This window comes from Proteus vulgaris (assembly GCF_033708015.1).
In the GTDB taxonomy this organism is placed as follows: Bacteria; Pseudomonadota; Gammaproteobacteria; order Enterobacterales; family Enterobacteriaceae; genus Proteus.
On sequence record NZ_CP137920.1, the window covers coordinates 1,962,979 to 1,985,107 of the forward strand.

The following is a 22,129-nucleotide window of genomic DNA, read 5'->3' on the forward strand; positions in this document are numbered from 1 at the left end:
GTTGTTACTAGGCTCATTTATCTTGAGGTCAAGATAAATTGATAATACCTTGACGTCAAGATAAATAATTGACATGATAAATGCATGGATAGAATCGATAACATTACTAAACAATGGCAGCGCGAGCGCCCTGATCTTGATATTAGCCCGATGGGATTAATTGGACGATTGGGGAATATTACTTTGCATCTTTCGCGCGAAATGGAGAAAGTTTTCTCTCAATTTGGCTTAAATACATCAAGTTTTGATGTTCTTGCTACACTACGGCGTGCAGGAGATCCTTACACCCTCTCTCCGGGTGAAATGCTATCAACCCTGATGGTTACATCAGGCACGATGACAAATCGTATTGATCAATTAGAAAAAGCAGGTTGGGTTATTCGTAACGTTAATCCGGAAGATGGACGCAGTTTTTTAGTTTCGCTAACAGCGGAAGGCCTAAAATTAATCAACCAAGTGATAGAAGCACACGCTGAAAATCAAAAACGTTTAGTCTCTGGGTTATCACAACAAGAGCAACAAGCGTTAAATCAATTGCTTAAAGTTTTTCTTAATACGTTAGAATAGGATTTTATCTGCTTTTATTTTCTCCCATTTAGTATAACTCTCATTAACAGTGAAGGTAAGAATAAGGACTTAGTGTTTTTTACTTGCCTTCTTCCCTATCTCTTTTCCTTACTTTTGTTATGGGTAATAACTCACAATATGATGAGTTTTTCTCTTGTAGAAAAAATTCCTTAACAGACATTCTTCACTTTACTGTCTTAATAGGGGTAACTTGTGGCATAATGCCGCCCCATTACCTTTTGTCATTCACTAATAATGAGTATTTGTCTTGTTAATCAGCAATAATATCACTATGCAGTTTGGCTCAAAGCCACTGTTTGAAAACATTTCTGTCAAATTCGGTGGCGGAAATCGCTATGGTTTAATCGGTGCTAACGGTAGCGGTAAATCAACCTTTATGAAAATTTTAGGTGGCGATTTAGTGCCAAGTAGTGGCAACGTGTTTCTCGATCCTAATGAACGTCTTGGTAAACTAAAACAAGACCAGTTTGCTTATGAAGAGTTTACTGTGCTTGATACGGTGATCATGGGGCACACTGAACTTTGGGAAGTGAAACAAGAGCGCGAACGCATCTATAACTTACCTGAAATGAGCGAAGAAGACGGTTTACGTGTTGCTGATCTCGAAGTTAAGTTTGGTGAAATGGACGGCTATACCGTTGAATCTCGTGCGGGCGAATTATTGCTAAATGTAGGTATTCCATTAGAACAACATAATGGTCCTATGAGTGAAGTGGCTCCAGGGTGGAAATTACGTGTGTTACTTGCACAAGCCCTGTTTGCTGATCCTGATATTCTGTTACTAGACGAACCGACGAACAACTTGGATATTGATACCATTCGTTGGCTTGAGCAAACGCTAAATGAACGTAACAGTACCATGATCATTATTTCCCATGACCGCCACTTCCTAAATATGGTATGTACGCACATGGCTGACTTAGATTATGGTTCACTCGCTGTTCATCCGGGTAACTATGATGAATATATGTTTGCTGCAACCCAGGCTCGTGAGCGTTTATTAGCGGATAATGCAAAGAAAAAAGCACAAATTAGTGAATTACAATCTTTCGTAAGTCGCTTTAGTGCTAATGCCTCTAAATCACGCCAAGCAACATCTCGAGCAAAACAAATTGAAAAAATTCAATTAGCTGAAGTTAAAGCATCGAGTCGCCAAAACCCATTCATTCGCTTTGAACAAGAGAAAAAATTATTCCGTAATGCGCTTGAAGTGGAAAATATCTCTAAAGGCTATGATGATAATCCTCCGCTGTTTAAGAACGTCAATATGATGCTTGAAGTGGGCGAAAAAGTGGCCATTTTAGGTAATAACGGTGTGGGTAAATCGACAATGATCAAAACATTAGTTGGTGAATTAACATCGGATACGGGTCGTTTAAAATGGTCTGAAAATTCAAATATTGGCTATTATGCACAAGATCATGCAACTGATTTTGAAGTCGATATGACGGTGTTTGATTGGATGAGTTTATGGATGAAACCAGACGACGACGAGCAATCTGTACGTAGCGTATTAGGTCGTTTACTGTTCTCACAAGATGACTTGAAAAAATCGGTTCAAGTTTTATCCGGTGGTGAAAAAGGCAGAATGTTATTTGGTAAATTGATGATGCAAAAACCAAACATTTTGATTATGGATGAACCAACGAACCACTTAGATATGGAATCTATCGAATCACTGAATATGGCATTAGAACTTTATCAAGGTACATTGATTTTTGTTTCTCATGACCGTGAATTTGTGAGCTCATTGGCAAATCGTATTATTGAAATCACACCTGAAAAAGTGACTAATTTCCAAGGTACTTATGATGAGTTCCTTGCGAAAAAAGGTGTTACGTTTTAATTTCATAGCAGTGATAAAGCAATAAATAAAAAAGGCTTGATAGTATTTATCGAGCTTTTTTTTCACAATAAGAAATGCCAACCTCTTATCAAATAATTTTTTATCTCACCAATAATAATATAGAGTTATTCTGCTAAGTCACAGGATGTGAACTTTATGTTTAGCTATATCGCAGCACTTCTGTCGGCGAATGACTTCCTTGTATTGATATAAACAGTTTATTACCCCAAAAAATTATCATTTATAGGCATTTTTGCATAAATTAATTTACCTTAGTATCAATTGCATGAATAATAGTGGTAATAGTAATGATTATTATTCGGTGACTCATTGTGATTAATTTTTATGCATTTAAATTGAAACCTGTGGCATTACTTTGTTCTGCCACCCTTCCTTTTATTTTGACTACACAGGCTTTTGCGGAAGAAACGGCAAAAACGGAACAAGTTGAGAAACTTGTTGTTAGTGCTCAGGCTCTAAAAGTAAATACTAGCTTGCAAGAAACACCTAAATCCGTTTCTGTTATTTCTCAAAAAGATCTCGAAACACATGCCCCTCAAAAACTCGATGAAGCGTTACGTTATACCTCCGGTGTTGTTTCTCAGCCTTTTGGTGCAGATAACGATACTGATTGGCTTCGCGTGCGGGGTTTTGAAGCTGCAACTTATTTAGATAACAGTCGCCTTTTCCGTGATGGCTATTACACATGGTTATTAGAGCCTTATGGCTTTGAACAAATTGAAGTGGTAAAAGGTGCGTCAGCGGTTTTATTTGGTGAGTCGACACCCGGTGGTGCAGTTAACGTCGTACAAAAGAAACCTAGTTTCAAATCTCAAAATGAAGTATTTCTTGAGGTTGGAAATAATGACCAGCGTGGATTAGGTTTTGATGTATCGAATACAACTGATGATAAACGTGTGCGTTATCGCCTTGTTGGATTAATGAAAAAGTCAGATGGAGAATTATCTCACACTGATAATGAGCGTATTTATCTTGCGCCAAGTGTCGCGATTAATCTGACTGACGATACCGCACTAACCTTTATGGCGACCTATTTGCATGATGATGGCACACCAACCAATCCTTTCTTCCCCGCTGCCGGTACATTAATTTCATCCCCTTTTGGGAAAATTAAACCGTCAACTAACTTAGGTGAACCGGGATACGATAAATATAAACGTACCCAAATTTCAGCAGGTTATTTATTAGAAAGTAGTATCAATGATGTTTGGCGTTTTTCTCAACGTTTAAACTATGGTTATAACGATCTGTTATTGCGTAGTGTCTATGCATTCCCTAATTCAGATATTACAGCAACAGAACTGAATCGTGGCGTTGTTTTCCGTGATGGTAAAAATCAAAGTATCTCTTTTGATAATAATATTGTTGGTGAATGGGATACGGATAATTTTGAACATACATTATTAGCGGGGGCGGAATTGCAATATCACCAAACCAAAGGTGATGAGCAAGATAATTACAGCTTTAGTACGATCAATCCATGGAACCCTATTTACGGTAAATATACCCCGCTTAACCCTGCTAATAATGTCAATCGCACCATTGATAAAACACAGTATAGCCTTTACTCACAGTATCAAACTAAGTTTGATAGTCGTTGGGTTGCGATGGCTGGAGTACGACAAGATTGGGTGAAAACAGAAAATAAAGCCAAAAGCAAAAACGAGGATAAATCGCGTACTGATAGTGAGTTTAGCCTCAATGCAGGATTAATGTACTTAGCAGATAATGGACTATCTCCTTATGTGAGCTATTCCGAGTCTTTTGAGGTGATGAGTACTATCGATCCTGCAACTAAAGATCTGTATAAACCATTAAAAGGTGACCAAATTGAAGCAGGAATAAAATATACACCTGATTTTATGGATGGTTACCTTAATATAGCTTGGTTTGATATCACACAGAAGAATGCGCTGGTTGCAAACCCAACGACATTTGTTTCGACACAAACAGGTAAAGTAACCTCAAAAGGTGTTGAAGTAACAAGTGAAATGCAATTAACGGAACGTTTAGCGTTAAAAGCCAATTACACCTATACCGATATGCAAACCGATGACACGGGTAATAAAGGTAAACAACAAGCTGGTCTCATTCCTAAACATACGGCATCGGCTTGGGGAAGTTACACGATCCCAATTACGGGAACTCAAGATTTAACGTTAGGAACGGGTATTCGTTATTTAGGTAAATCTAAAGATAATCCTAAGAGTAGTGATTTAACAGTACCTAGCGCAACATTATGGGATATGGCTGCAACCTATGATTTCAATAAACAGTGGCAATTACAGTTAAACATCAACAATATTCTTGATAAAGAGTATCTCTCTGGTTGTGATTATTACTGTTATTACGGGCAATCTCGTTCTGTCTTATTGAATGCAAAATATCGCTGGTAATTTTTTTTATTATTTCGCCTTTTGTTGTTAATCATATAATAAAAGGCGGAATATCATTTTATAAATGAGTGACTATGTTTGAACTCTCAAATATTCAAATGGATCGCGGTGGACGCACTATTTTATCCATTCCCTCACTGCGTATTTCAAATCTAGGATTAACCATTGTGCTCGGTCATAATGGCTCAGGAAAATCGACTTTGGTCAGTTTGTTATCAGGTCAACAAGCCCCAGATAGTGGATTGATTACACTAAATAACAGCAATATCTCACATTATAAGCCTCGTGAACTGGCTAAAAAAATCGCCTTTCTCCCTCAAAAGCTTCCTGCTTCAGCAGGATTAACGGTCAGAGAATTAGTCCGTCTAGGACGCTTTCCTTGGCGTGGAACATTAGGTCGTTGGAATAAAAAAGACGATGAAATTATCACCATGGCAATGGAAAAAGCGGGAGTCCTTCCTTTTGCTGACACACTTGCTGATGATTTATCTGGTGGTGAACGTCAACGGGCTTGGGTTGCTATGTTACTCGCTCAACAATCACCTATTTTAATCTTAGATGAACCAACATCAGCATTAGATGTACATCATCAATATCAATTAATGGAATTGTTGAGTGAGTTAAATCAAACTCAGCACGTTGGTATTATCGTTATTTTGCATGATCTTAACCTTGCTTTACGTTATGCCACGCATATCATCGCACTTAAAAAAGGCAAAATTGCGTTTGAAGGTGAAGCTTCATTACTTTTTGATGATGAACGACTTTCCGAACTTTATGAAACCCCCATTAAACTGATTGAGCACCCTGATAATAAAGGTTTAAAACAACATAAAGTGGCGGTGGTATGCGTCTAATATTACAAAAAATAGTTAAATCGCTGTCTTTTGGACTGTTTATTTTATTACTCGCCCCCATCGTTAATGCTACGCCAAATACCAATAAAATACCGCAACGCATTATTGTTTTAGATTGGGATTTACTGGAGCAAATATTAACGCTGGATGTAATTCCCGTCGGTGCGACGGAAATTACTGGGTATAACCAATGGGTGGCTCACCCTATTGCCCCAAACACTATTGAAGAAGTGGGGATGCGGGCAGAACCTAATTTAGAAAAAATGGCAGCGTTAAAGCCAGATCTTATTTTAGCGTCAAGTTCACAACAAGATTTATTGCCGGTATTACAAACTATCGCCCCAGTTGTGTATTTACCTAATTTTTCTCGTCAAGATAATGCTGCCACGGTGGCTTTAGCGCATTTTAATACCCTCGCCACTCTTTTGGGAAAAGAAGCGCTTGCGCAGCAAAAATTAGCTGAGATGGACAGCACTTTTGCACAATTAAGAGAAAAACTACAACGGTCATTTATTACGTTACCAGAAGTAGAAGTAATCCGTTTTTCTACATTAACATCCGTGTTTTTATACACAAAAAATTCAACAACGGAATATGTAATTAATAAGCTGGGATTAAAGTCAGCAATATCGTTACCGCCTCAGCCTTGGGGAATTGACCAAAGAAGAATGAATGTGTTGCAGCATATTAAACAAGGTTATGTTCTTTATATGCTACCCTTTCCCGATGAAAATAAACTGCAAAAATCCGTATTATGGCAAGCCATGCCATTTGTTCAGAATGGGCATTTTCATTCAGTAAAACCCGTCTGGAATTATGGTGGAGTGACCTCGTTAACGTTAATGGCAGAAGCCATTACAGAAAGCTTATTAGATATGGCACCCAATAATGAAAATTAAGCAATATACTTTCTATTTTTTGGCAATTATCTTATTAAGCGTCATCAGCTTACAAATTGATAATTCTCTTTCATTATCTCGCCAATGGTATTTATTAAGACATTCAGAAATACACGCATCATTCGCTGATGTGTTTTTTCTTCATGCCCAATTACCTCGTTTAGCCATGACACTGCTCATCGGAGGAATATTTGGTGTTGTCGGTAGTTTAATGCAGCAATTAACACAAAATAACCTGACATCACCCTTAACATTAGGAACTTCATCCGGAGCTTGGTTAGCGTTAGTTATTGTTAATATCTGGTTTACTGATTGGGTTGCGGATCATAGTGCATTAGCTGCGACAATGGGCGCGTTATTTGCCTTTGGTTTTGTGATTATTATTGCTGGTATTCGCAATATGACCGGTTTACCTCTTGTCGTTTCCGGTATGGTCGTTAATATTTTATTAGTTGCTATTGCAACCGCATTAGTGACATTAAACTCTCAATTCGCTCAGAATATATTTATGTGGGGAGCCGGCGATTTGGCTCAAGATGGTTGGAATTCGTTTTTTTGGTTATTACCTCGAATTGCGCCTGCTGTACTTATTTTTATTTTTGCACCTCGTATTCTCACATTATTACGTTTGGGTCATGAAGGTGCAACTGCTCGAGGATTGTCTGTTTTACCTGCATTTGCCTTTTTTATTATATTAAGCACTTGGCTAGTTTCTGCCTCTATTACTGTCGTTGGAGTGATTAGTTTTATCGGATTACTTGCACCTAATATTGTTAGAACATTAGGTGCAAGAACGGCACGCCAAGAACTTATTGCTAGTGGACTAATGGGAATATGTTTATTACTTATTACGGATAGCTTGGCGATAGGGATTGGTCAGTGGCTTAATACGGTTATTCCGAGTGGTGTTACCGCTGCTGCGATTGGAGCACCTGCACTAATTTGGTTTAGCCGTAAGAAAATGCGAGCCCAAGATCAGCTTTCGATTTCAATTAACTCACAGGCTAAAACAGTATCACAATATACAGTGATAGGAATATTTGTATTATTAATACTCGGATTAGTACTTACCCTTTTCATTCATATTAATGAGCAGACATGGTTCTGGGAAATGCCTTCTGTTTACCAATGGGCATTGCGATCACCTCGCTTAGTGACTGCGTTATTTGCAGGTATTGCTCTCGCTATTGCTGGTGTTATTTTGCAACGTTTAATTTATAACCCATTAGCGAGCCCAGATATTTTAGGCGTTTCATCCGGCGCGACTTTTTCGTTAGTGCTTTCGAGCTTAGTTTTAGGGGGGGCGTTACAAACCTCACAGTGGGGCATTGCGCTATTAGGTAGCGGTGTTGTTATTATTATTTTATTAGTCTTAGGTAGGCGGCATCAATATGCACCAGCCAGCTTAATATTAACGGGTATTGCATTAACCGCGAGTTTAGAAGCCTTTATTCAATTTTTCTTAGCTAAAGGTTCGTTAAGCAGTTATAAAATATTACTGTGGTTATCTGGCTCGACTTATCGCGTTAATAGTGAACAAGCGCTCTATTTTGCATTCGCAATTACATTGATTATAGGGAGTGTCTTCTTATTAACGCGCTGGCTTGCATTAATATCTATTGGTCGAAATTTTGCCTCAGCTCGCGGATTACATACTGGGCAGGCAAGTATTGTTTTATTAATTATTGTATCGTTGTTATGCGCCTTAGTGACCTCAACTGTTGGCCCTATTGCTTTTATTGGTCTAGTTGCCCCTCATATGGCGATATTACTCGGTGCTCAAAAAATCAAATTACAATTAATGGTTTCAGGGTTAATTGGTGGAACCTTGATGGTTTGGGCTGATTGGCTTGGGCAAATATTTATTTATCCCGCACAAATTGCAGCAGGAACTTTAGTGGCGATTTTAGGGGGTAGCTATTTCCTTGGTTTAATGTTGTTAAATCGCAGTCGTTGATTTGAAAAGCCTAAGATATTGTCATTAATTTTTGCTGATATCTTAGGCATCGTTTTTACTATGTTTATGATGAATGTGTTGAAAACCTAAAAATGCACTTAACATCACTAAAGCACTTGCTCCAATTGCAACCCATACACCAGATTGAACACCTGAATAATCAACAAGTTGTCCTGTTAATGTTGCGCCAATTGCTGCACCTACATTTAATCCCGCAAGTAACCATGTCATTCCTTCAGTTAGCTGATTTTCGGGTACATTTTTCTCAATCAGTGACATTGTCACGATTATCATAGGAGCAAAGAAGATCCCCGAAATGAATACGACAAAACTTAAGCTATAAATAGAGCCTACGAAAACTAGAGGCAAAATAGTGAGAAAAGTTGCGATACCACCTAAGCATAATAAACGGTGTAATGGTGTTGATAATTTTAACGTGCCAAAAAATAAGCCTGCAAAACAAGAGCCAACGGCATAGGCTGATAATACAAGGCTTGCACCTGCGGGTATTTTTTGGGCATTGGCAAAAGCGACACTAAAAATATCAATGGTACCTACAATTACGCCCATAAAAATCATAATGGCAGTTAATATTTTTACAAGAGGAAAACGGATCACTGATTGTGTGTTATTAGATGTTGATTCAGATGATATTGATATTATTGCGGGCTCTGTATCTCGTTGTAAGACCAGTAATAATACACCAATGACAAGAAGAAAGGCGGCTATTAATAACCCAGCTTGAGGGAAAAAAGCGACACTTAATGTGACAGAAATGGGGGGCCAAAAATAAATGTAACTTCATCGAATACACTTTCTAATGAGTAAGCGGTTTGTAAACGACTATCTTCTTTATAAATTGCAGTCCATCTCGCTCTGATCATAGCGGAAATACACGGCATAAAACCAGCCAGTACGGCAAAAATAAATAATAAACTAATATGCCACTGTAACCATGTTGCTAATAGCATTCCCCCTATTCCAATAACACTAATTGATGTGAATAAAGGTAAAATTCTATATTGCCCAAAATTATCAACTAAACGTGATATTTGAGGTGATAGCATCGCGTAAGTAAAGACAAAACTAGCAGAAATTGTTCCCGCTAATGCATAGCTCCCTGTAAGTTGTGAAATCATCATGATGATCCCAATCCCCATCATCGGCAGTGGTAATCGTGCAACCATTCCCGTTAAGGTGAAAGAGAGTGTGCCTTTATAGCTAAACAGGGTTCGATACGTGCTTATCATAGTTTTCCTTATGTTTATCCTTGCCATTTTGACGAGGGTTAAAGATAATACATACACTGCGTATGTATAAATCATATATACATACGAACTGAATGTAAATATACAAACACTGCGTATGTATATTTAAAAAAGGAGACAAAATGGCTAGGCGTACTCGTGCTGAAATGGAAGAAACACGACTGTTATTGCTACAAACAGCAAGAAAAGTCTTTTGTGAACAAGGTTATGCAGAAGCATCAATGGATGACTTAACGGCGCAAGTAGGATTAACGCGGGGAGCGTTATATCATCATTTTGGTGATAAAAAAGGATTATTATCTGCGGTTGTTGCACAAATAGATACTGAAATGGATGCGCGTTTGCAGGCTATTTCCGATACTATTGACGATCCTTGGTTGGCATTCTCAATGCGTTGTCATACTTATTTAGAAATGGCTTTAGAGCCTGAAATTCAACGTATTATTATGCGAGATTCACGTGCTGTATTCAGTGATAAATTGACGGAGCTCCCCACTCATTGTGTGATCTCAATGAGCAATATGATTGATAAACTTATTGAGAATAAAATACTTATCAAGACTGACTCAAAAATGTTGGCTCTCTTTATTTATGGTAGTTTAGAGGCAACTGCTTTATGGATAGCAAACAGTCTTGATGGTAAAACTCAACTAGAGCAGGCTAAATCAACATTAGATACTTTATTAAACAGTCTACGTATTTCAGCAGAATAAATAAAAAGGGTAATCGTTATTACCCTTTTCTCTTTTAGAAACCTAATAACGTGACAGTGTCACGATAGTATTTTGTTTATTTTAGTAATTGAGTAAATTGCTGATATAGCATATAACCTAATGTTTTTTCGGTATATTCTTTGCTATGCGCTAAATTATCAACAGCAGCATGCATTCCATGGTAAATCAATGTACTGGTTAATTCTGGTTGTGTAACGTGCCAAGTTTTATTTTCTGTACCCGAAATTAACAACGATTGAATTTGTTGTAGTGCTCTATTCTCATGAATATTATTGCTTTGATGAAACACTTGATGAAAAAGCATATCGTGTAATTTTTGTTTTTCAACATAAGCAATAACGCTAATTTCACACCACTGTTTTAATTTTTCACGATGATCTTGCTGTGAGCAGGCATTCATTGCGCTATCTATTTTATTTAAATACCAATCCATATAACGTGTTCTGAGCGCATCAAGAACGTCTGTTTTAGCAGAAAAATAGTGATAGTACGTCCCCTTTGCTACCCCCGCTTTTTTTACGATATCACTAACAGTTGTGACATCAAAACCTTTATCAAGAAATAATGCTTCTGCTGCATTCATTAACTCTTCTAAACGAACCTCTGCGGGTTTTGTTCTTGGTTTATCGGTTGTTTCTTCTTCTAATGACATTGCTAATCTCCCTCAAAGTCGCGTGTAAAGAGTACGCTATATTAAAGCGACTCACAATAATGACAAATGAAACTCATTATCAATTAACTATTGACCGACGGTCAGTCGATGATTATGATGCTATTATTATTCATCATCAAGGCAATAAAGTTTATGACTTATTTAAAACGACTGTCACTTATCTGTGCCATTTGCTTAGGTACTTTTATGGCAACTCTCGATATTAGTATCGTGAATGTGGCATTACCGACTATTCAAAATGACATACACGCTGATATGGCAACTTTGCAATGGATTGTTGATGCTTATGCACTTTGCCTATCAGCCTGTATATTATCGTCAGGCCCTTTAAGTGATCGTTTTGGACGAAAAAAAGTATGGTTATGGGGCGTGGTTATTTTTACCTTAGGCTCAATAATTTGTGCGATTGCACAGCAACATGAGATATTAATTTTAGGGCGTATTATTCAAGGTATTGCCGCCGCAGCACTTATCCCGGGAGCATTGTCTTTAATCACTCATGCTTTTCCTATTGATATTGAACGGGTTCGTATTATCGGAATATGGTCTTCTGTTAGTGCATTATCACTCATTATTGGCCCTATTTTAGGTGGTGTTTTAGTTCATGCGAGTGGCTGGGCGAGCATATTTCTTATTAATATTCCTATTGGCATTATTACTGTTTTATTAGGTTGGTATGGATTAAGTGAGAGTGCTGATCCTGAAAATGCTGCTTTAGATCCCTTTGGCCAGTTAACCAGTATGCTGGGATTAGGATCACTGACTTATGGTTTAATTGAAGCTGGCTCTGTAGGTTGGTCACATTATAGAACGCTATCAACACTGATTGCGGGAATAATATTTCTTGCCCTTTTCCTAATGATAGAAAAACGCGTTAAACGCCCTTTATTACCGCTGGCTTTATTTAAAGATCGCACATTCTTTCAATATAATCTTTCTTCTTTTACTTTGGGTTTTGCTACATACAGTAATGTATTTTTTATTGCTTTCTTTTTGCAAAAAGCACAAGGCTGGAGTGCATTAGAAACGGGTTGGAGAATGGCGCCAGAATTTATTGCAATGGCACTATTTTCTATGTCTTTTGGTCGGCTCTCTTCTTATTTTTCTGTCAGGAAACTGATGATTGGTGGTTTCTTATTTATCGCTATTTCTTCTTGTTTATTAGCGACATTAGCAACCAATAGTCACTATGGGATCACCGGAAGTTATCTCTTTGTATTAGGCGCAGGGATGGGACTATCAACACCAGCAATAGGTGCTTTAGTGATGAAAAGTGTACCACCTTCTCGTTCTGGTATGGCGTCTGCAACCATGAATGCATTAAGGCAAACCGGAATGACAATGGGTATTGCGCTATTAGGCACATTGATGGTGCAACAAGCAATCCATTATATGATGATCCAAAGTCAGGCATTGGGACTATCTGTAAGTTATATCGATATTGTGAGTTTGGTGACTGAAAATACGACAAAGGGGTTAGACAAAGGATTTGTTACTCTATTACCAGAGGCTTTTAATTCGGGATTTGCTTATGCGATTGCAACCGCGGGGATCTCATGTTTTGTGACCTTATTTATTGTACTCTTTCCGATTAAAGCCAAACATAAGACACTTACTCAACAAATCACGGATTAATATTTATAAACGCTGAGTTAGAAATTCAAGAAAAGACTCTATATTACGTGAAAGTGTGCTACGAGTTGCATATATTGCCACTAAATTAATCGTTGCGGGTTGTTGAGGAAACTCAATAGCGCGCAATTTCCCCTCTTTAATCATATCAATGCAACAGTGTTCAGCTAAAATAGCAAATCCTAATCCTTTTAGTACGGCTGATTTTGCTAATATCGCGCTGTTTACTCGATAATTACTATTAATGGTCACTCTGATTGGTTTTTTATCTTCATCCATAAATATCCAAGGTTGACCTTCTAGTGCGCTTAAGCTTGAAATACAAGGCATTTTGCTTAATTGTTCTATATGTGTGGGTATCCCTGTTTTTTCTAATAAATCATTAGATGCCACAACAATACTGCGCCACGATTTAATTAAGCGTGAGTGATAGCTACTATCTGCTAAATTTCCGCGATGAAAAGTTAATAGCAAATCAATATCATCATCGATGATATTTCTTGGCATTAATTGGGTATCACATTGAATAAGTAAATTAGGATGAAGTGCAGCAAAATCAGCTAAAATATCACCAAGTAATTCGCTACCATATTCACTCGGAATAGTTAAACGAAAAGTGCCCGTTAATGGTCCATCACTGGTGATATTACTTACAACTGAATCTAATTCAGTTAAGGTTTTCGTTCCTTGCTGATAGAGTATTTTACCTTGTTCTGTAAGGCGCATCTTTCGAGTTGTTCTATCAATAAGCTTACAATTGAGTTGCTGTTCAAGCTGTTTAATTGCACGACTAATATTCGAGGTAGGCATCGATAATTGCCGAGCAGCAGCCGCAAATTGTCCTTGCTCTGCTACGGCAGAAAAAATACGTAATAAATTAAGATCGATTTGCATAAATGATTTACTGCCTACTGTATTTTTGTTACTCAATATAGGCAGTATATCATTCATTTCCTTTTCACTTGTTAATAATCAGCAGTAACCGTGAGACATGAGCTTTTGGTAGCGTTTATCTAAAAGCTCTTCGGTTGAATAGCTTTTTAATAGGGCTAAATCAATTAATAACTGTTGTTTAAGAAATTCTGCAGCTTGTTGATGATCACGGTGAGCTCCACCTAATGGTTCTGGGATAATGGCATCGATAATCCCTAATGATTGTAATTTAGGTGCGGTCATCCCCATCGTTTCTGCCGCAATTGGGGCTTTATCAGAACTTTTCCATAAAATAGAAGCACATCCTTCTGGTGAAATTGCTGCATAAGTACTGTATTGCAACATATTAACTTTATCACCAACCCCAATGGCTAAAGCGCCACCAGAAAATCCTTCACCCGTAATAGTACAAATAATGGGGGTTTTTAAACGTGACATTTCAAGAATATTACGTGCAATAGCTTCTGCTTGTCCTCTTTCTTCAGCACCAACACCAGGGTAAGCCCCAGCAGAATCAATAAAAATAATAACTGGGAGATGAAAGCGCTCCGCCATTTTCATTAAGCGTAAAGCTTTACGATAACCTTCTGGTGATGGCATACCAAAATTACGATGGATTTTCTCTTTTGTATCACGCCCTTTTTGCTGTCCAATCACCATGACAGGCATTTTGTCTAAACGCGCTAACCCAGCAACAATCGCTTTGTCATCGGCATAAGCTCTATCACCCGCCAATTCCTGAAAATCAGTAAAGACCGCTTTAATATAGTCAAGAGTATATGGGCGCATGGGGTGACGTGCGAGTTGAACAATTTCCCAAGCACCTAGGTCAGTAAAAATAGATTTTGTCAGTGAAAGGCTTTTTTGCCTTAAACGCGCGATTTCTTCATCTAAATTAATTCCAGTGGCTTCATCCTGAGATTGTTTAAAGGTAAGCAGAGCATCTATCTTTTCGTCTAATTCAACAATAGGTTTTTCAAATTCAAGATGAATAAAAGACATAACGACCTCAGATTAAATGCAGTAAATTAAACAGTATTAGGGGCAGTTTAGGAAAAATAACGCTATGGTGATAGAGAGGAACTTGATAAACACTATTATCAAAAATGGGATAATTAAAAATTGCGATACGTTCCACTAGAAAAAAGACAAGATCAAAAAGAGCTTTTCCTCTGGTTTTAATCTATACAGCACTTCTTAAGTCATGTATTAATATACAGTGCACGTCAGTTCTTTTCTCACCCGTAAAACTGACGTAAGCCATAAAATATTCCATCAAATACAAATAACTAAAATAAAGATAATATGTTCTCAAAAAAAACACGCTCAACAACCGCACTGTTACTTTCATCACTTCTTCTGACAATAGGAAGAGGTGCAACATTACCGTTTATGGCGATTTATTTATCACGGGAGTATCAACTGCCTGTTGATGATATTGGTATTGCCATGTCTATCGCATTGACAACGGGTATTTTTTTCAGCCTGGGCTTTGGGATGCTAGCTGATAAATTTGAGAAAAAACGTTATATGTTGCTATCGATTATGACGTTTATTTTTGGATTTGTGGCTATACCCTTAGTCCATAGCACGATTTTAGTGGTTATCTTTTTCTCCGTGATTAACTGTTCGTATCTGGTTTTTTCAACGGTATTAAAAGCCTACTTCTCTGAAACGTTATCTATTTCAGCAAAACCTAAAATATTCTCTCTAAACTATACCTTTATCAATATGGGGTGGACGGTTGGCCCACCGATTGGCACGCTATTATTAATGTATGGAACGCAATTACCGTTTTGGCTTGCCGCTATTTCTGCCAGTGTTCCACTGTTTATGATCCAGTTATTTGTTCAACGCTCTAAAGCAATAAGTGCTAGTGAAGAAAACGGTGTGAAATGGGATCCGAAAATAATGCTAAAAGACAGAGCATTAAGCTGGTTTGTACTCTCAACTTTTTTCGGTACATTAACATTTGGTTCTTTTGCATCATGTATTTCACAATATATCTTAGTGGTTTACGATGCTAAATTAGCCGAGTCCGTTATTGCTGTTGTATTACCCGTAAATGCGGCGATTGTGGTCTCTTTACAATATATTGTAGGTAAGCATGTTACAGCTGAAAGACTACGTAAATTAATGACGCTAGGTACGCTGTTTTTTATGTTAGGCTTACTTGGTTTTATATTTGCAGGTGATAATTTAATATTTTGGGCTCTGGCTATTGCCATCTTTACTTTTGGTGAGCTTATTTATGCGCCGGGTGAGTATATGATGATTGATAACATTGCACCGTTAGGAATGAAAGCAAGTTATTTTTCTGCACAATCACTAGGTTGGCTTGGGGCAGCATTAAACCCATTAGCCAGTGGTTTTATTTTAACGTCGTATCCCCCTGTTTCTTTGTTCGCTATTTTAATGGCCGTTTGTGCATTAGCTTGGTTTTGTATGATCCAAGGAATGAACGCCAGTAAAAAAAGAACGATTGCACTTTAGCTTTGTTCGGGCAGTCTCTTAGCATTAAGGTGTCATCAGGGGGGCTGTTGTAAAGTGAGTGATGAGTTAGCTTTTCGTATTATGGGGGTCAGCTTGGAAAACGGCCCCCTATAAGGTGAAGAAATGCTACTACTTTGACTAAATAAACATATAACGCAGTAAAACTATTTAGATGTTCTTTTTATGATTGTTTCAATGCTAATAGGGAAAAAATGGTTAACATCCACACCCACGTTAATAGCATTTTTTCCTAAAACATCTAACCTTTTACGTTGAGATGGATCTTTTTGTGAATTATGCACATGACCATAGAGATGAATTGAATCACGGAAAAAACCCGCCCACTCCAATATCGGATAATGAAACATCACAAATTTTCTTTTTTTATAATCTAACTCAAAATAATCTTTTACCCATTCAAATGCAGAGGTATCAAATTCAGGATCATCTAAGAACTTATCATGATTTCCACGGATAAGGTACTTTTTACCTTTTAATCGGCGTAAGATTTGATTGGCATCTCGTCCTGTTCCTCGATAAAGAAAATCACCTAAAATGTAGATTTCGTCATTATCAGAAACGTAAGCGTTCCAATTATGAATTAAAGAGTCATTCATATGACTAACACTGTTGAATGGACGATCACAAAGATTGAGGATATTTGAATGGCAAAAATGTGTATCAGAAGTAAAGTAAATCATAGTAAGTTCTTAATAAATAATAAAATTATTAACCTTAAGAAAATAATTTCCCTCGGTCGGCATAGTGATATTTTTTCAAAATAATTTCCTCCTTTCGCTAAAAAATAAAGCAATAAAACAATATCATCTGTCTTATTGTCGTTGATGTTGTTTACGGTAACCTGATAAAGAATTACCTGTTTCTCTTTTAAAATATCGGCATAAATATGAGGGATCATCAAAATGAAGCTTCATTGATAATTCATTTACCGAAAGTGAAGTGTGCATTAATAATGCTTTTATTTCAAGCGTAACCTGACGATTAATCAAAGTCTTAGGAGTATCATTAAAGAATTGTTTTGTTATTTGCGATAAATAAAACGGTGTTATGTTAAGTTTATTTGCATAGAAAACCACCTCTCTATGTTTTAAACAATACTTTCCAATTAACTCCCAAAACTGCCAGCAAAGTTTTTCTTTACGACTAAATTCTTTTTTAGCAATAGAAAAATGAACGGGTATTGATTCAGTAATCGCAAAAAAGAAATTTTGTAAATGGTTTTTTAACATTAATTTTCTGTGTTCAGAATAGCAGTTATCTATATGTATTAGCTGCTCAGTCCATCTATTTAAGGCTTCATATTGCTCTTTTTGTGGGCGGCAAATAGGGTTTTCATGGAGAAACGTGAATAGAGAGTTAGAAAGAGAATAAGCAATTTCTGAGGCAAAAGATTTATCAAGAAAACAATAAAGTAAGCGAAAGTTTGCTGATTTTTTGCTCAAAAAAGCCATCATATCATCGCCTAAAATAAGAATATCATTTGCTTTAATCGCTTGTTTTTGAAAACCAATATTGATTATCGCCCTCCCTTCTAAGCAAATCATGACAACAATATAAGATAGTGGTAAAGGATAATCTGTTTCATTCGCCATATTGCTTTCACCGATTATGGCATGTTGCGATGATGCATTAAGTTGTGTCAGAACTTGATTCAACATAAATCAATTAATCTCTTCTAATTATTACCTAGTCCATTTACTGTTTTTATATTTCACGATCTTGAACTTAATAACAAGCATTTCCTCTTCATTAGTTTTCAAAAGTACCGATTTTACCTCTTTTATGACATTCGGTTTTTTAGTTGTTTTCTTTAGAATGCACAGACCTTAAAGGTATAAGACAAATTGCAGAATATTTAATAAAATTAAGAGAAGTCATTGAAATGAAAATATTAAAAACAGAAAGACTGATATTACGTCCATGGAAACTTTCTGATGCATCAAGTTTATATCAATATGCAAAAGATGAACGCGTTGGTCCAGTTGCAGGTTGGCCAGTACATAAAAGTGTTGAAGAAAGTGCCGAAATTATTCGCACTTTATTTATGCGTGATGAAGTTTATGCCGTTACGTTAATTGATGATGATCTCGCTATTGGGTTGATTGGATTATCTTTCGCAAATGAGAGTAATTTCTCGATTGGCGATAATGACGCTGAAGTTTCTTACTGGATTGGTGTTCCATTTTGGGGCAAAGGATTAATACCAGAAGCGATAAATGAAATCAGTCGGCATAGCTTTCAAACACTTGGCTTAGATAAGTTATGGTGTGGCTATTTCGCCGATAATATAAAGTCACAAAAAGCACAAGAAAAATGTGGATTTAGATTCCATCATGTTATTGAAGAACAATACGTGGAATATTTAGATGAAGTAAAAGTTGAAAATATTTGTCGCTTAACAAAAGATGAGTGGATTGATATTCAAAAACAGACCTATTAAAACAAAACACCAGATTGTGAGGCGCACATTATCTGGTGTTTTAAAATATTAACACAGCAATTTAATTAAGCACTTGCTAATGCTTGAGATAAATCAGCAATTAAATCTTGTGGATTTTCTATCCCAATAGATAAACGAATAGTAGTATCTTGAATACCAATACGATGCCGTAATGTCATTGGTACACCTGAATGTGTTGTTGAACCAGGATGGCAGGCTAAAGATTCTGTCCCCCCCAGACTTACTGCAAGTTTAAAAATTTTCATTGCATTAAGAAAACGAAAAGCTTCACTTTCTCCACCCACAATATCAAATGAGAAAGTGGAGCCAGCCCCTGTACATTGTTTAGCAAATACGTGGGCTTCAACAGAATTTTTATCCGCAAAAGGTAAATAATGAATTGCTTTTACTTTTTCATGGTCACGTAAAAACTCTGCAACTAATAATGCATTCTGATTGGCTTTTTCCATTCTAATTTGTAATGTTTCTAAAGAACGGCCTAGCATCCAGCAAGAATGAGGATCCAGTTGTGTCCCTATTGCTCCTCTTAATAATCTGATTTGATTAATTAGTTCACGGGAGCCCATTGCGGCACCAGCAACTAAATCTGAGTGTCCTCCGACATATTTAGTTAAAGAATAAACGGAGATATCAGCACCTTGCTCTATTGGATGCTGATAGACAGGGCCAAGTAATGTGTTATCACAAACAATAATAGGACGATAGCCTTGCGTTTTTTCTAATTGGTCAGCTACGTTTTTTAATGCTTCAATATCCACTAATGAATTAGTTGGGTTCGCAGGTGTTTCTGCAAAAATAACAGATACTCGCCCTTTTTGTCGGGCTTTATCTGCGTGTTCTTGAATCAATGAAAAGTTTAACCCGTCAGTAAATGGGGTTGCTTGAATACCAAATTTAGCAAGTGTTTTGGCAATTAATGTTTCTGTTCCGCCATAAAGTGGCTGTGAGTGTAAAATAACATCACCTGGTTGTGTTAATGCCATTAATGTTGTCGTGATGGCGGACATTCCTGATGAAAATAATACACAAGATTGTGTATTTTCATAAACAGCCAATCTATCTTCAACAATTTCACTATTAGGTTGATTAAAACGAGAATAAACTAAACCTGCTTTTTCACCTTCAGGTAAAGGTTTTCTACCACTGACGGTATCAAAAAAAGCTTTCCCCTCTTCGGCACTTTTAAAAATAAAGGTGGATGTTAAAAATACAGGTGGTTTAACTGAGCCTTCAGAGAGTAATGGATCATAGCCATAACTCATCATTAGTGTTTCTGGTGATAGTTTATGTTCACCGATATATTGTTTTTTCAGTTGAGAGTCAGTCATTTTTTATTTCTTATGTTTAATGAAGGATCTTTATCATACTGAAAAAAATTCATGTTGTTAGAATGTTTTATATAGAATAAAAACCAGTAGTTATATAAAAATAACGAGTTTAAACATAAAAATAACGTTAAATAAAAGGTGATATTCGTTAAGTGGTATTTAACCAATGGGATTTGACTAAATAACAGTTGATTATCCTAGTGAACAAGAAGATAAAAAATGGGGGCAACTTAAAGATAAAAAAATGAGTGCCTCTTTTTATCTTTAAGTCAAGGGATGTTACCAAGCTCTTACTGCATCACCTTTGTACATTTCTTTAAATTTTAACTCGATTTGCCTTGAGTGAAGCACTGAAACCAGTTTTTTAATATTTTCGTCATCTTTGTTATCTTCTCGGGTGACGAGAACATTAGCATAAGGTGAGTTTTTATTTTCTAGAATTAACCCATCGCGAGTTGCAATTAACCCAACCTGAGACGAAAAATTATTGTTAATAATAGCCATTGTCACCGATGGATCATTTAATACATCAGTAAGCTTTGGTGTATCAACTTCAATAAAAGTAATTTCTTTGGGGTTGTAGATAATGTCATCGACTGTTGGAGTAAAACCAACATTTTCATTGAGAGTGATAAGATGATTTTCGGCGAGTAACAAAAGTGCTCGTCCTTTCATACTCGCTTCATTTGAAATCGCAACAAGCGATCCTAATTCTAATTCGTTTATATCGCTAATTTTTTTAGAGTAGGCAGCTAACGGAAAAATATAGGTTTTACTCGCAATATGAAATTTATAATTATAATCTTTCATCTGTGTTTGAAGATAAGGAATGGATTGAAACGCATTCGCATCAACATCCTTATCGTTTAGAGCCTGATTAGGACGTTCATAATCATTAAAAGCAATAACTTCAACCTCTAGTCCCTCTGTTAATTTAGCCAAACGAATCACTTCATCCCAAATGACTTGATCAGGTCCTGTATTAATTGCCACTTTTACTTTATGTGTATCTTCTTGAGAACAAGATACAGTAAATAGTGATATTGAGGCTAGAAGTAAACCTGTAATAATCTCCTTCATATCTTCCTCTTAAACAGACCTCGATAAAAACAGCACCATTAATATCATTTTGATTAAGAAATATCCTAACAGTAGATTAATAACAAGGAACAAGAAATGATACAAGTACTCAATGCATATAAAGAAAGGAATATTCCTTGAATTATTGCAATTCATTGTTTTGTAAGAAAAAACAAAAATACATCATAATTTGATGAGTTTTATTTATAACTTGTAGATTTATTCATTAATAATTGTATTTATACAAGCATCAGAATATGCGTCTTCAATGCTAAGATAAGATAATTCAGTGACACAATAAGTTTTAAATTGCCATTTGAACTGAATTTCCTCTCCTTTTTTCTTTTCTGAAATTTCATAATTAGAAAAACGAACAGGGGTAGGTTTTTGTAAATTATTCCCTATTTTTTCAGCACTTAACAACACAATCCGATCTTTTTTTTCAATAAATTTAAAATCTGAAATTATGATATCAGTAGCTTTAATCTTATTGTTGTAAAGACTTAAGGCATTGGCATATATAGATGGGACAATATACACCTTTTGGTCGTTTCCCTTAATATAAACGGTCACCATATCAACAGGCGGTGAATCATTTAATGAGCGTCTAGATTTAATCACAACATCAGGAACCCCATCGCCATTAAAATCGATAAGATTTACTCCATATTCTAGTTTTATATCTGCTGATGTTGAAGCAAATGGTAGTGATAAAAAAAGTAATCCTAGCCCAAGATTTACTATCTTATTCATTGTATTGATTTCTTTTTTTGCTTATTACTTACATATCAGACTACTTTGTAGCAGTGATTAGTCAAGAGATTTTATGTTTCAAAATAATACAAAAGTTACATTTTATCATTTATAAGGTATCTTCATGAAAATCACTATATTTATTCATTATAAAAATAATCTTTTTTAAGACTTATATTTTTTAGTATG

General features: G+C 36.3%; 21 protein-coding genes. 11 read left to right on the plus strand and 10 right to left on the minus strand.

From position 1 onward, the window contains the following. Positions 1 to 84: 84 nt before the first annotated feature. The 6 genes from SB028_RS09395 to fhuB all read left to right on the plus strand — a co-directional run bounded on the left by SB028_RS09395 (position 85) and on the right by fhuB (position 8,564). Positions 85 to 567, plus strand: a complete 483-nt coding sequence (locus SB028_RS09395; protein WP_069367192.1) for a MarR family winged helix-turn-helix transcriptional regulator — start codon at positions 85 to 87, stop codon at positions 565 to 567. 268 nt (positions 568 to 835) lie between these two features. Further along, positions 836 to 2,434: an ABC-F family ATPase gene (locus tag SB028_RS09400; protein ID WP_069367191.1), complete on the plus strand. Its 1,599-nt coding sequence runs from the start codon at positions 836 to 838 to the stop codon at positions 2,432 to 2,434. A 332-nt stretch (positions 2,435 to 2,766) separates the two neighbouring features. Next, positions 2,767 to 4,851, plus strand: coding sequence for a TonB-dependent siderophore receptor (locus SB028_RS09405; protein WP_069367190.1), 2,085 nt, complete (start codon positions 2,767 to 2,769; stop codon positions 4,849 to 4,851). A 74-nt stretch (positions 4,852 to 4,925) separates the two neighbouring features. After that, on the plus strand, positions 4,926 to 5,708 hold the full coding sequence (locus tag SB028_RS09410) for an ABC transporter ATP-binding protein (protein ID WP_069367189.1): 783 nt from the start codon (positions 4,926 to 4,928) through the stop codon (positions 5,706 to 5,708). Then, positions 5,699 to 6,607 (plus strand): iron-siderophore ABC transporter substrate-binding protein, encoded by a 909-nt coding sequence (locus tag SB028_RS09415; RefSeq protein WP_074454062.1) that lies wholly within the window; start codon positions 5,699 to 5,701, stop codon positions 6,605 to 6,607. The genes SB028_RS09410 and SB028_RS09415 overlap by 10 nt, the downstream gene beginning before the upstream one ends. Continuing rightward, complete coding sequence (fhuB, locus tag SB028_RS09420; RefSeq protein WP_069367188.1) at positions 6,597 to 8,564, plus strand: Fe(3+)-hydroxamate ABC transporter permease FhuB; 1,968 nt, start codon at positions 6,597 to 6,599, stop codon at positions 8,562 to 8,564. The genes SB028_RS09415 and fhuB overlap by 11 nt, the downstream gene beginning before the upstream one ends. Positions 8,565 to 8,606: 42 nt before the next feature. Here the strand turns inward: fhuB and SB028_RS09425 are convergent, their stop codons facing one another. Continuing rightward, positions 8,607 to 9,134, minus strand: coding sequence for an MFS transporter (locus SB028_RS09425; RefSeq protein WP_318860124.1), 528 nt, complete (start codon positions 9,132 to 9,134; stop codon positions 8,607 to 8,609). Positions 9,135 to 9,144: 10 nt separating this feature from the next. Here SB028_RS09425 and SB028_RS09430 point away from each other — a divergent pair, with 10 nt between their 5' ends. After that, on the plus strand, positions 9,145 to 9,309 hold the full coding sequence (locus tag SB028_RS09430) for a hypothetical protein (RefSeq protein WP_318860125.1): 165 nt from the start codon (positions 9,145 to 9,147) through the stop codon (positions 9,307 to 9,309). 16 nt (positions 9,310 to 9,325) lie between these two features. Here the strand turns inward: SB028_RS09430 and SB028_RS09435 are convergent, their stop codons facing one another. Next, positions 9,326 to 9,814, minus strand: coding sequence for an MFS transporter (locus tag SB028_RS09435; protein WP_318860126.1), 489 nt, complete (start codon positions 9,812 to 9,814; stop codon positions 9,326 to 9,328). A gap of 140 nt (positions 9,815 to 9,954) precedes the next feature. Between SB028_RS09435 and SB028_RS09440 the strand changes: the two genes are divergently transcribed. Beyond that, positions 9,955 to 10,545 carry a TetR/AcrR family transcriptional regulator gene (locus tag SB028_RS09440; protein WP_069367186.1) on the plus strand — a complete coding sequence of 197 codons (591 nt, stop codon included), beginning with the start codon at positions 9,955 to 9,957 and terminating at the stop codon, positions 10,543 to 10,545. Between the two features lie 76 nt (positions 10,546 to 10,621). Here the strand turns inward: SB028_RS09440 and SB028_RS09445 are convergent, their stop codons facing one another. Then, on the minus strand, positions 10,622 to 11,218 hold the full coding sequence (locus SB028_RS09445; protein WP_069367185.1) for a TetR/AcrR family transcriptional regulator: 597 nt from the start codon (positions 11,216 to 11,218) through the stop codon (positions 10,622 to 10,624). Positions 11,219 to 11,371: 153 nt separating this feature from the next. On the opposite strand from SB028_RS09445, the gene SB028_RS09450 reads away from it, so the two are divergent. Beyond that, positions 11,372 to 12,874 (plus strand): MFS transporter, encoded by a 1,503-nt coding sequence (locus tag SB028_RS09450; RefSeq protein WP_069367184.1) that lies wholly within the window; start codon positions 11,372 to 11,374, stop codon positions 12,872 to 12,874. Between the two features lie 3 nt (positions 12,875 to 12,877). On the opposite strand, the gene SB028_RS09455 is transcribed toward SB028_RS09450, so the two are convergent. Continuing rightward, positions 12,878 to 13,765, minus strand: a complete 888-nt coding sequence (locus tag SB028_RS09455) for a LysR family transcriptional regulator (RefSeq protein WP_069367199.1) — start codon at positions 13,763 to 13,765, stop codon at positions 12,878 to 12,880. Between the two features lie 78 nt (positions 13,766 to 13,843). Continuing rightward, positions 13,844 to 14,806: an acetyl-CoA carboxylase carboxyl transferase subunit alpha gene (gene accA, locus SB028_RS09460; RefSeq protein WP_069367183.1), complete on the minus strand. Its 963-nt coding sequence runs from the start codon at positions 14,804 to 14,806 to the stop codon at positions 13,844 to 13,846. 303 nt (positions 14,807 to 15,109) lie between these two features. Here accA and ydeE point away from each other — a divergent pair, with 303 nt between their 5' ends. Further along, complete coding sequence (gene ydeE / locus SB028_RS09465) at positions 15,110 to 16,297, plus strand: efflux MFS transporter YdeE (protein WP_069367182.1); 1,188 nt, start codon at positions 15,110 to 15,112, stop codon at positions 16,295 to 16,297. Between the two features lie 164 nt (positions 16,298 to 16,461). Here ydeE and SB028_RS09470 read toward each other — a convergent pair whose 3' ends face one another. After that, positions 16,462 to 16,998, minus strand: a complete 537-nt coding sequence (locus tag SB028_RS09470; protein ID WP_069367181.1) for a metallophosphoesterase — start codon at positions 16,996 to 16,998, stop codon at positions 16,462 to 16,464. Positions 16,999 to 17,130: 132 nt separating this feature from the next. After that, positions 17,131 to 17,976 carry a helix-turn-helix domain-containing protein gene (locus tag SB028_RS09475; RefSeq protein WP_069367180.1) on the minus strand — a complete coding sequence of 282 codons (846 nt, stop codon included), beginning with the start codon at positions 17,974 to 17,976 and terminating at the stop codon, positions 17,131 to 17,133. 224 nt (positions 17,977 to 18,200) lie between these two features. Here SB028_RS09475 and SB028_RS09480 point away from each other — a divergent pair, with 224 nt between their 5' ends. Continuing rightward, positions 18,201 to 18,758: a GNAT family N-acetyltransferase gene (locus SB028_RS09480; protein ID WP_069367179.1), complete on the plus strand. Its 558-nt coding sequence runs from the start codon at positions 18,201 to 18,203 to the stop codon at positions 18,756 to 18,758. A 65-nt stretch (positions 18,759 to 18,823) separates the two neighbouring features. Here SB028_RS09480 and SB028_RS09485 read toward each other — a convergent pair whose 3' ends face one another. The 3 genes from SB028_RS09485 to SB028_RS09495 form a co-directional block, all read right to left on the minus strand. Continuing rightward, positions 18,824 to 20,107, minus strand: a complete 1,284-nt coding sequence (locus SB028_RS09485; RefSeq protein WP_069367178.1) for a cystathionine gamma-synthase family protein — start codon at positions 20,105 to 20,107, stop codon at positions 18,824 to 18,826. Positions 20,108 to 20,386: 279 nt separating this feature from the next. Further along, positions 20,387 to 21,187: a MetQ/NlpA family lipoprotein gene (locus tag SB028_RS09490; RefSeq protein ID WP_069367177.1), complete on the minus strand. Its 801-nt coding sequence runs from the start codon at positions 21,185 to 21,187 to the stop codon at positions 20,387 to 20,389. Between the two features lie 219 nt (positions 21,188 to 21,406). Beyond that, the gene (locus SB028_RS09495) at positions 21,407 to 21,940 is read right to left on the minus strand and encodes a carbapenem self-resistance protein CarG family protein (protein ID WP_069367176.1); all 534 of its coding nucleotides are present in this window, start codon (positions 21,938 to 21,940) and stop codon (positions 21,407 to 21,409) included. Positions 21,941 to 22,129: the final 189 nt, after the last annotated feature.

Excerpts from the sequence above, each read along its gene's own strand:
- SB028_RS09395 (WP_069367192.1), top strand. The coding sequence starts at position 85 with ATGGATAGAATCGATAACATTACTAAACAATGGCAGCGCGAGCGCCCT.
- SB028_RS09410 (WP_069367189.1), top strand. The coding sequence starts at position 4,926 with ATGTTTGAACTCTCAAATATTCAAATGGATCGCGGTGGACGCACTATT.
- SB028_RS09415 (WP_074454062.1), top strand. The coding sequence starts at position 5,699 with ATGCGTCTAATATTACAAAAAATAGTTAAATCGCTGTCTTTTGGACTG.
- fhuB (WP_069367188.1), top strand. The coding sequence starts at position 6,597 with ATGAAAATTAAGCAATATACTTTCTATTTTTTGGCAATTATCTTATTA.
- SB028_RS09425 (WP_318860124.1), bottom strand. The coding sequence starts at position 9,134 with ATGGGCGTAATTGTAGGTACCATTGATATTTTTAGTGTCGCTTTTGCC.
- SB028_RS09430 (WP_318860125.1), top strand. The coding sequence starts at position 9,145 with ATGGCAGTTAATATTTTTACAAGAGGAAAACGGATCACTGATTGTGTG.
- SB028_RS09435 (WP_318860126.1), bottom strand. The coding sequence starts at position 9,814 with ATGATAAGCACGTATCGAACCCTGTTTAGCTATAAAGGCACACTCTCT.
- SB028_RS09440 (WP_069367186.1), top strand. The coding sequence starts at position 9,955 with ATGGCTAGGCGTACTCGTGCTGAAATGGAAGAAACACGACTGTTATTG.
- SB028_RS09445 (WP_069367185.1), bottom strand. The coding sequence starts at position 11,218 with ATGTCATTAGAAGAAGAAACAACCGATAAACCAAGAACAAAACCCGCA.
- SB028_RS09450 (WP_069367184.1), top strand. The coding sequence starts at position 11,372 with ATGACTTATTTAAAACGACTGTCACTTATCTGTGCCATTTGCTTAGGT.
- SB028_RS09455 (WP_069367199.1), bottom strand. The coding sequence starts at position 13,765 with ATGCAAATCGATCTTAATTTATTACGTATTTTTTCTGCCGTAGCAGAG.
- accA (WP_069367183.1), bottom strand. The coding sequence starts at position 14,806 with ATGTCTTTTATTCATCTTGAATTTGAAAAACCTATTGTTGAATTAGAC.
- ydeE (WP_069367182.1), top strand. The coding sequence starts at position 15,110 with ATGTTCTCAAAAAAAACACGCTCAACAACCGCACTGTTACTTTCATCA.
- SB028_RS09470 (WP_069367181.1), bottom strand. The coding sequence starts at position 16,998 with ATGATTTACTTTACTTCTGATACACATTTTTGCCATTCAAATATCCTC.
- SB028_RS09475 (WP_069367180.1), bottom strand. The coding sequence starts at position 17,976 with ATGTTGAATCAAGTTCTGACACAACTTAATGCATCATCGCAACATGCC.
- SB028_RS09480 (WP_069367179.1), top strand. The coding sequence starts at position 18,201 with ATGAAAATATTAAAAACAGAAAGACTGATATTACGTCCATGGAAACTT.
- SB028_RS09485 (WP_069367178.1), bottom strand. The coding sequence starts at position 20,107 with ATGACTGACTCTCAACTGAAAAAACAATATATCGGTGAACATAAACTA.
- SB028_RS09490 (WP_069367177.1), bottom strand. The coding sequence starts at position 21,187 with ATGAAGGAGATTATTACAGGTTTACTTCTAGCCTCAATATCACTATTT.
- SB028_RS09495 (WP_069367176.1), bottom strand. The coding sequence starts at position 21,940 with ATGAATAAGATAGTAAATCTTGGGCTAGGATTACTTTTTTTATCACTA.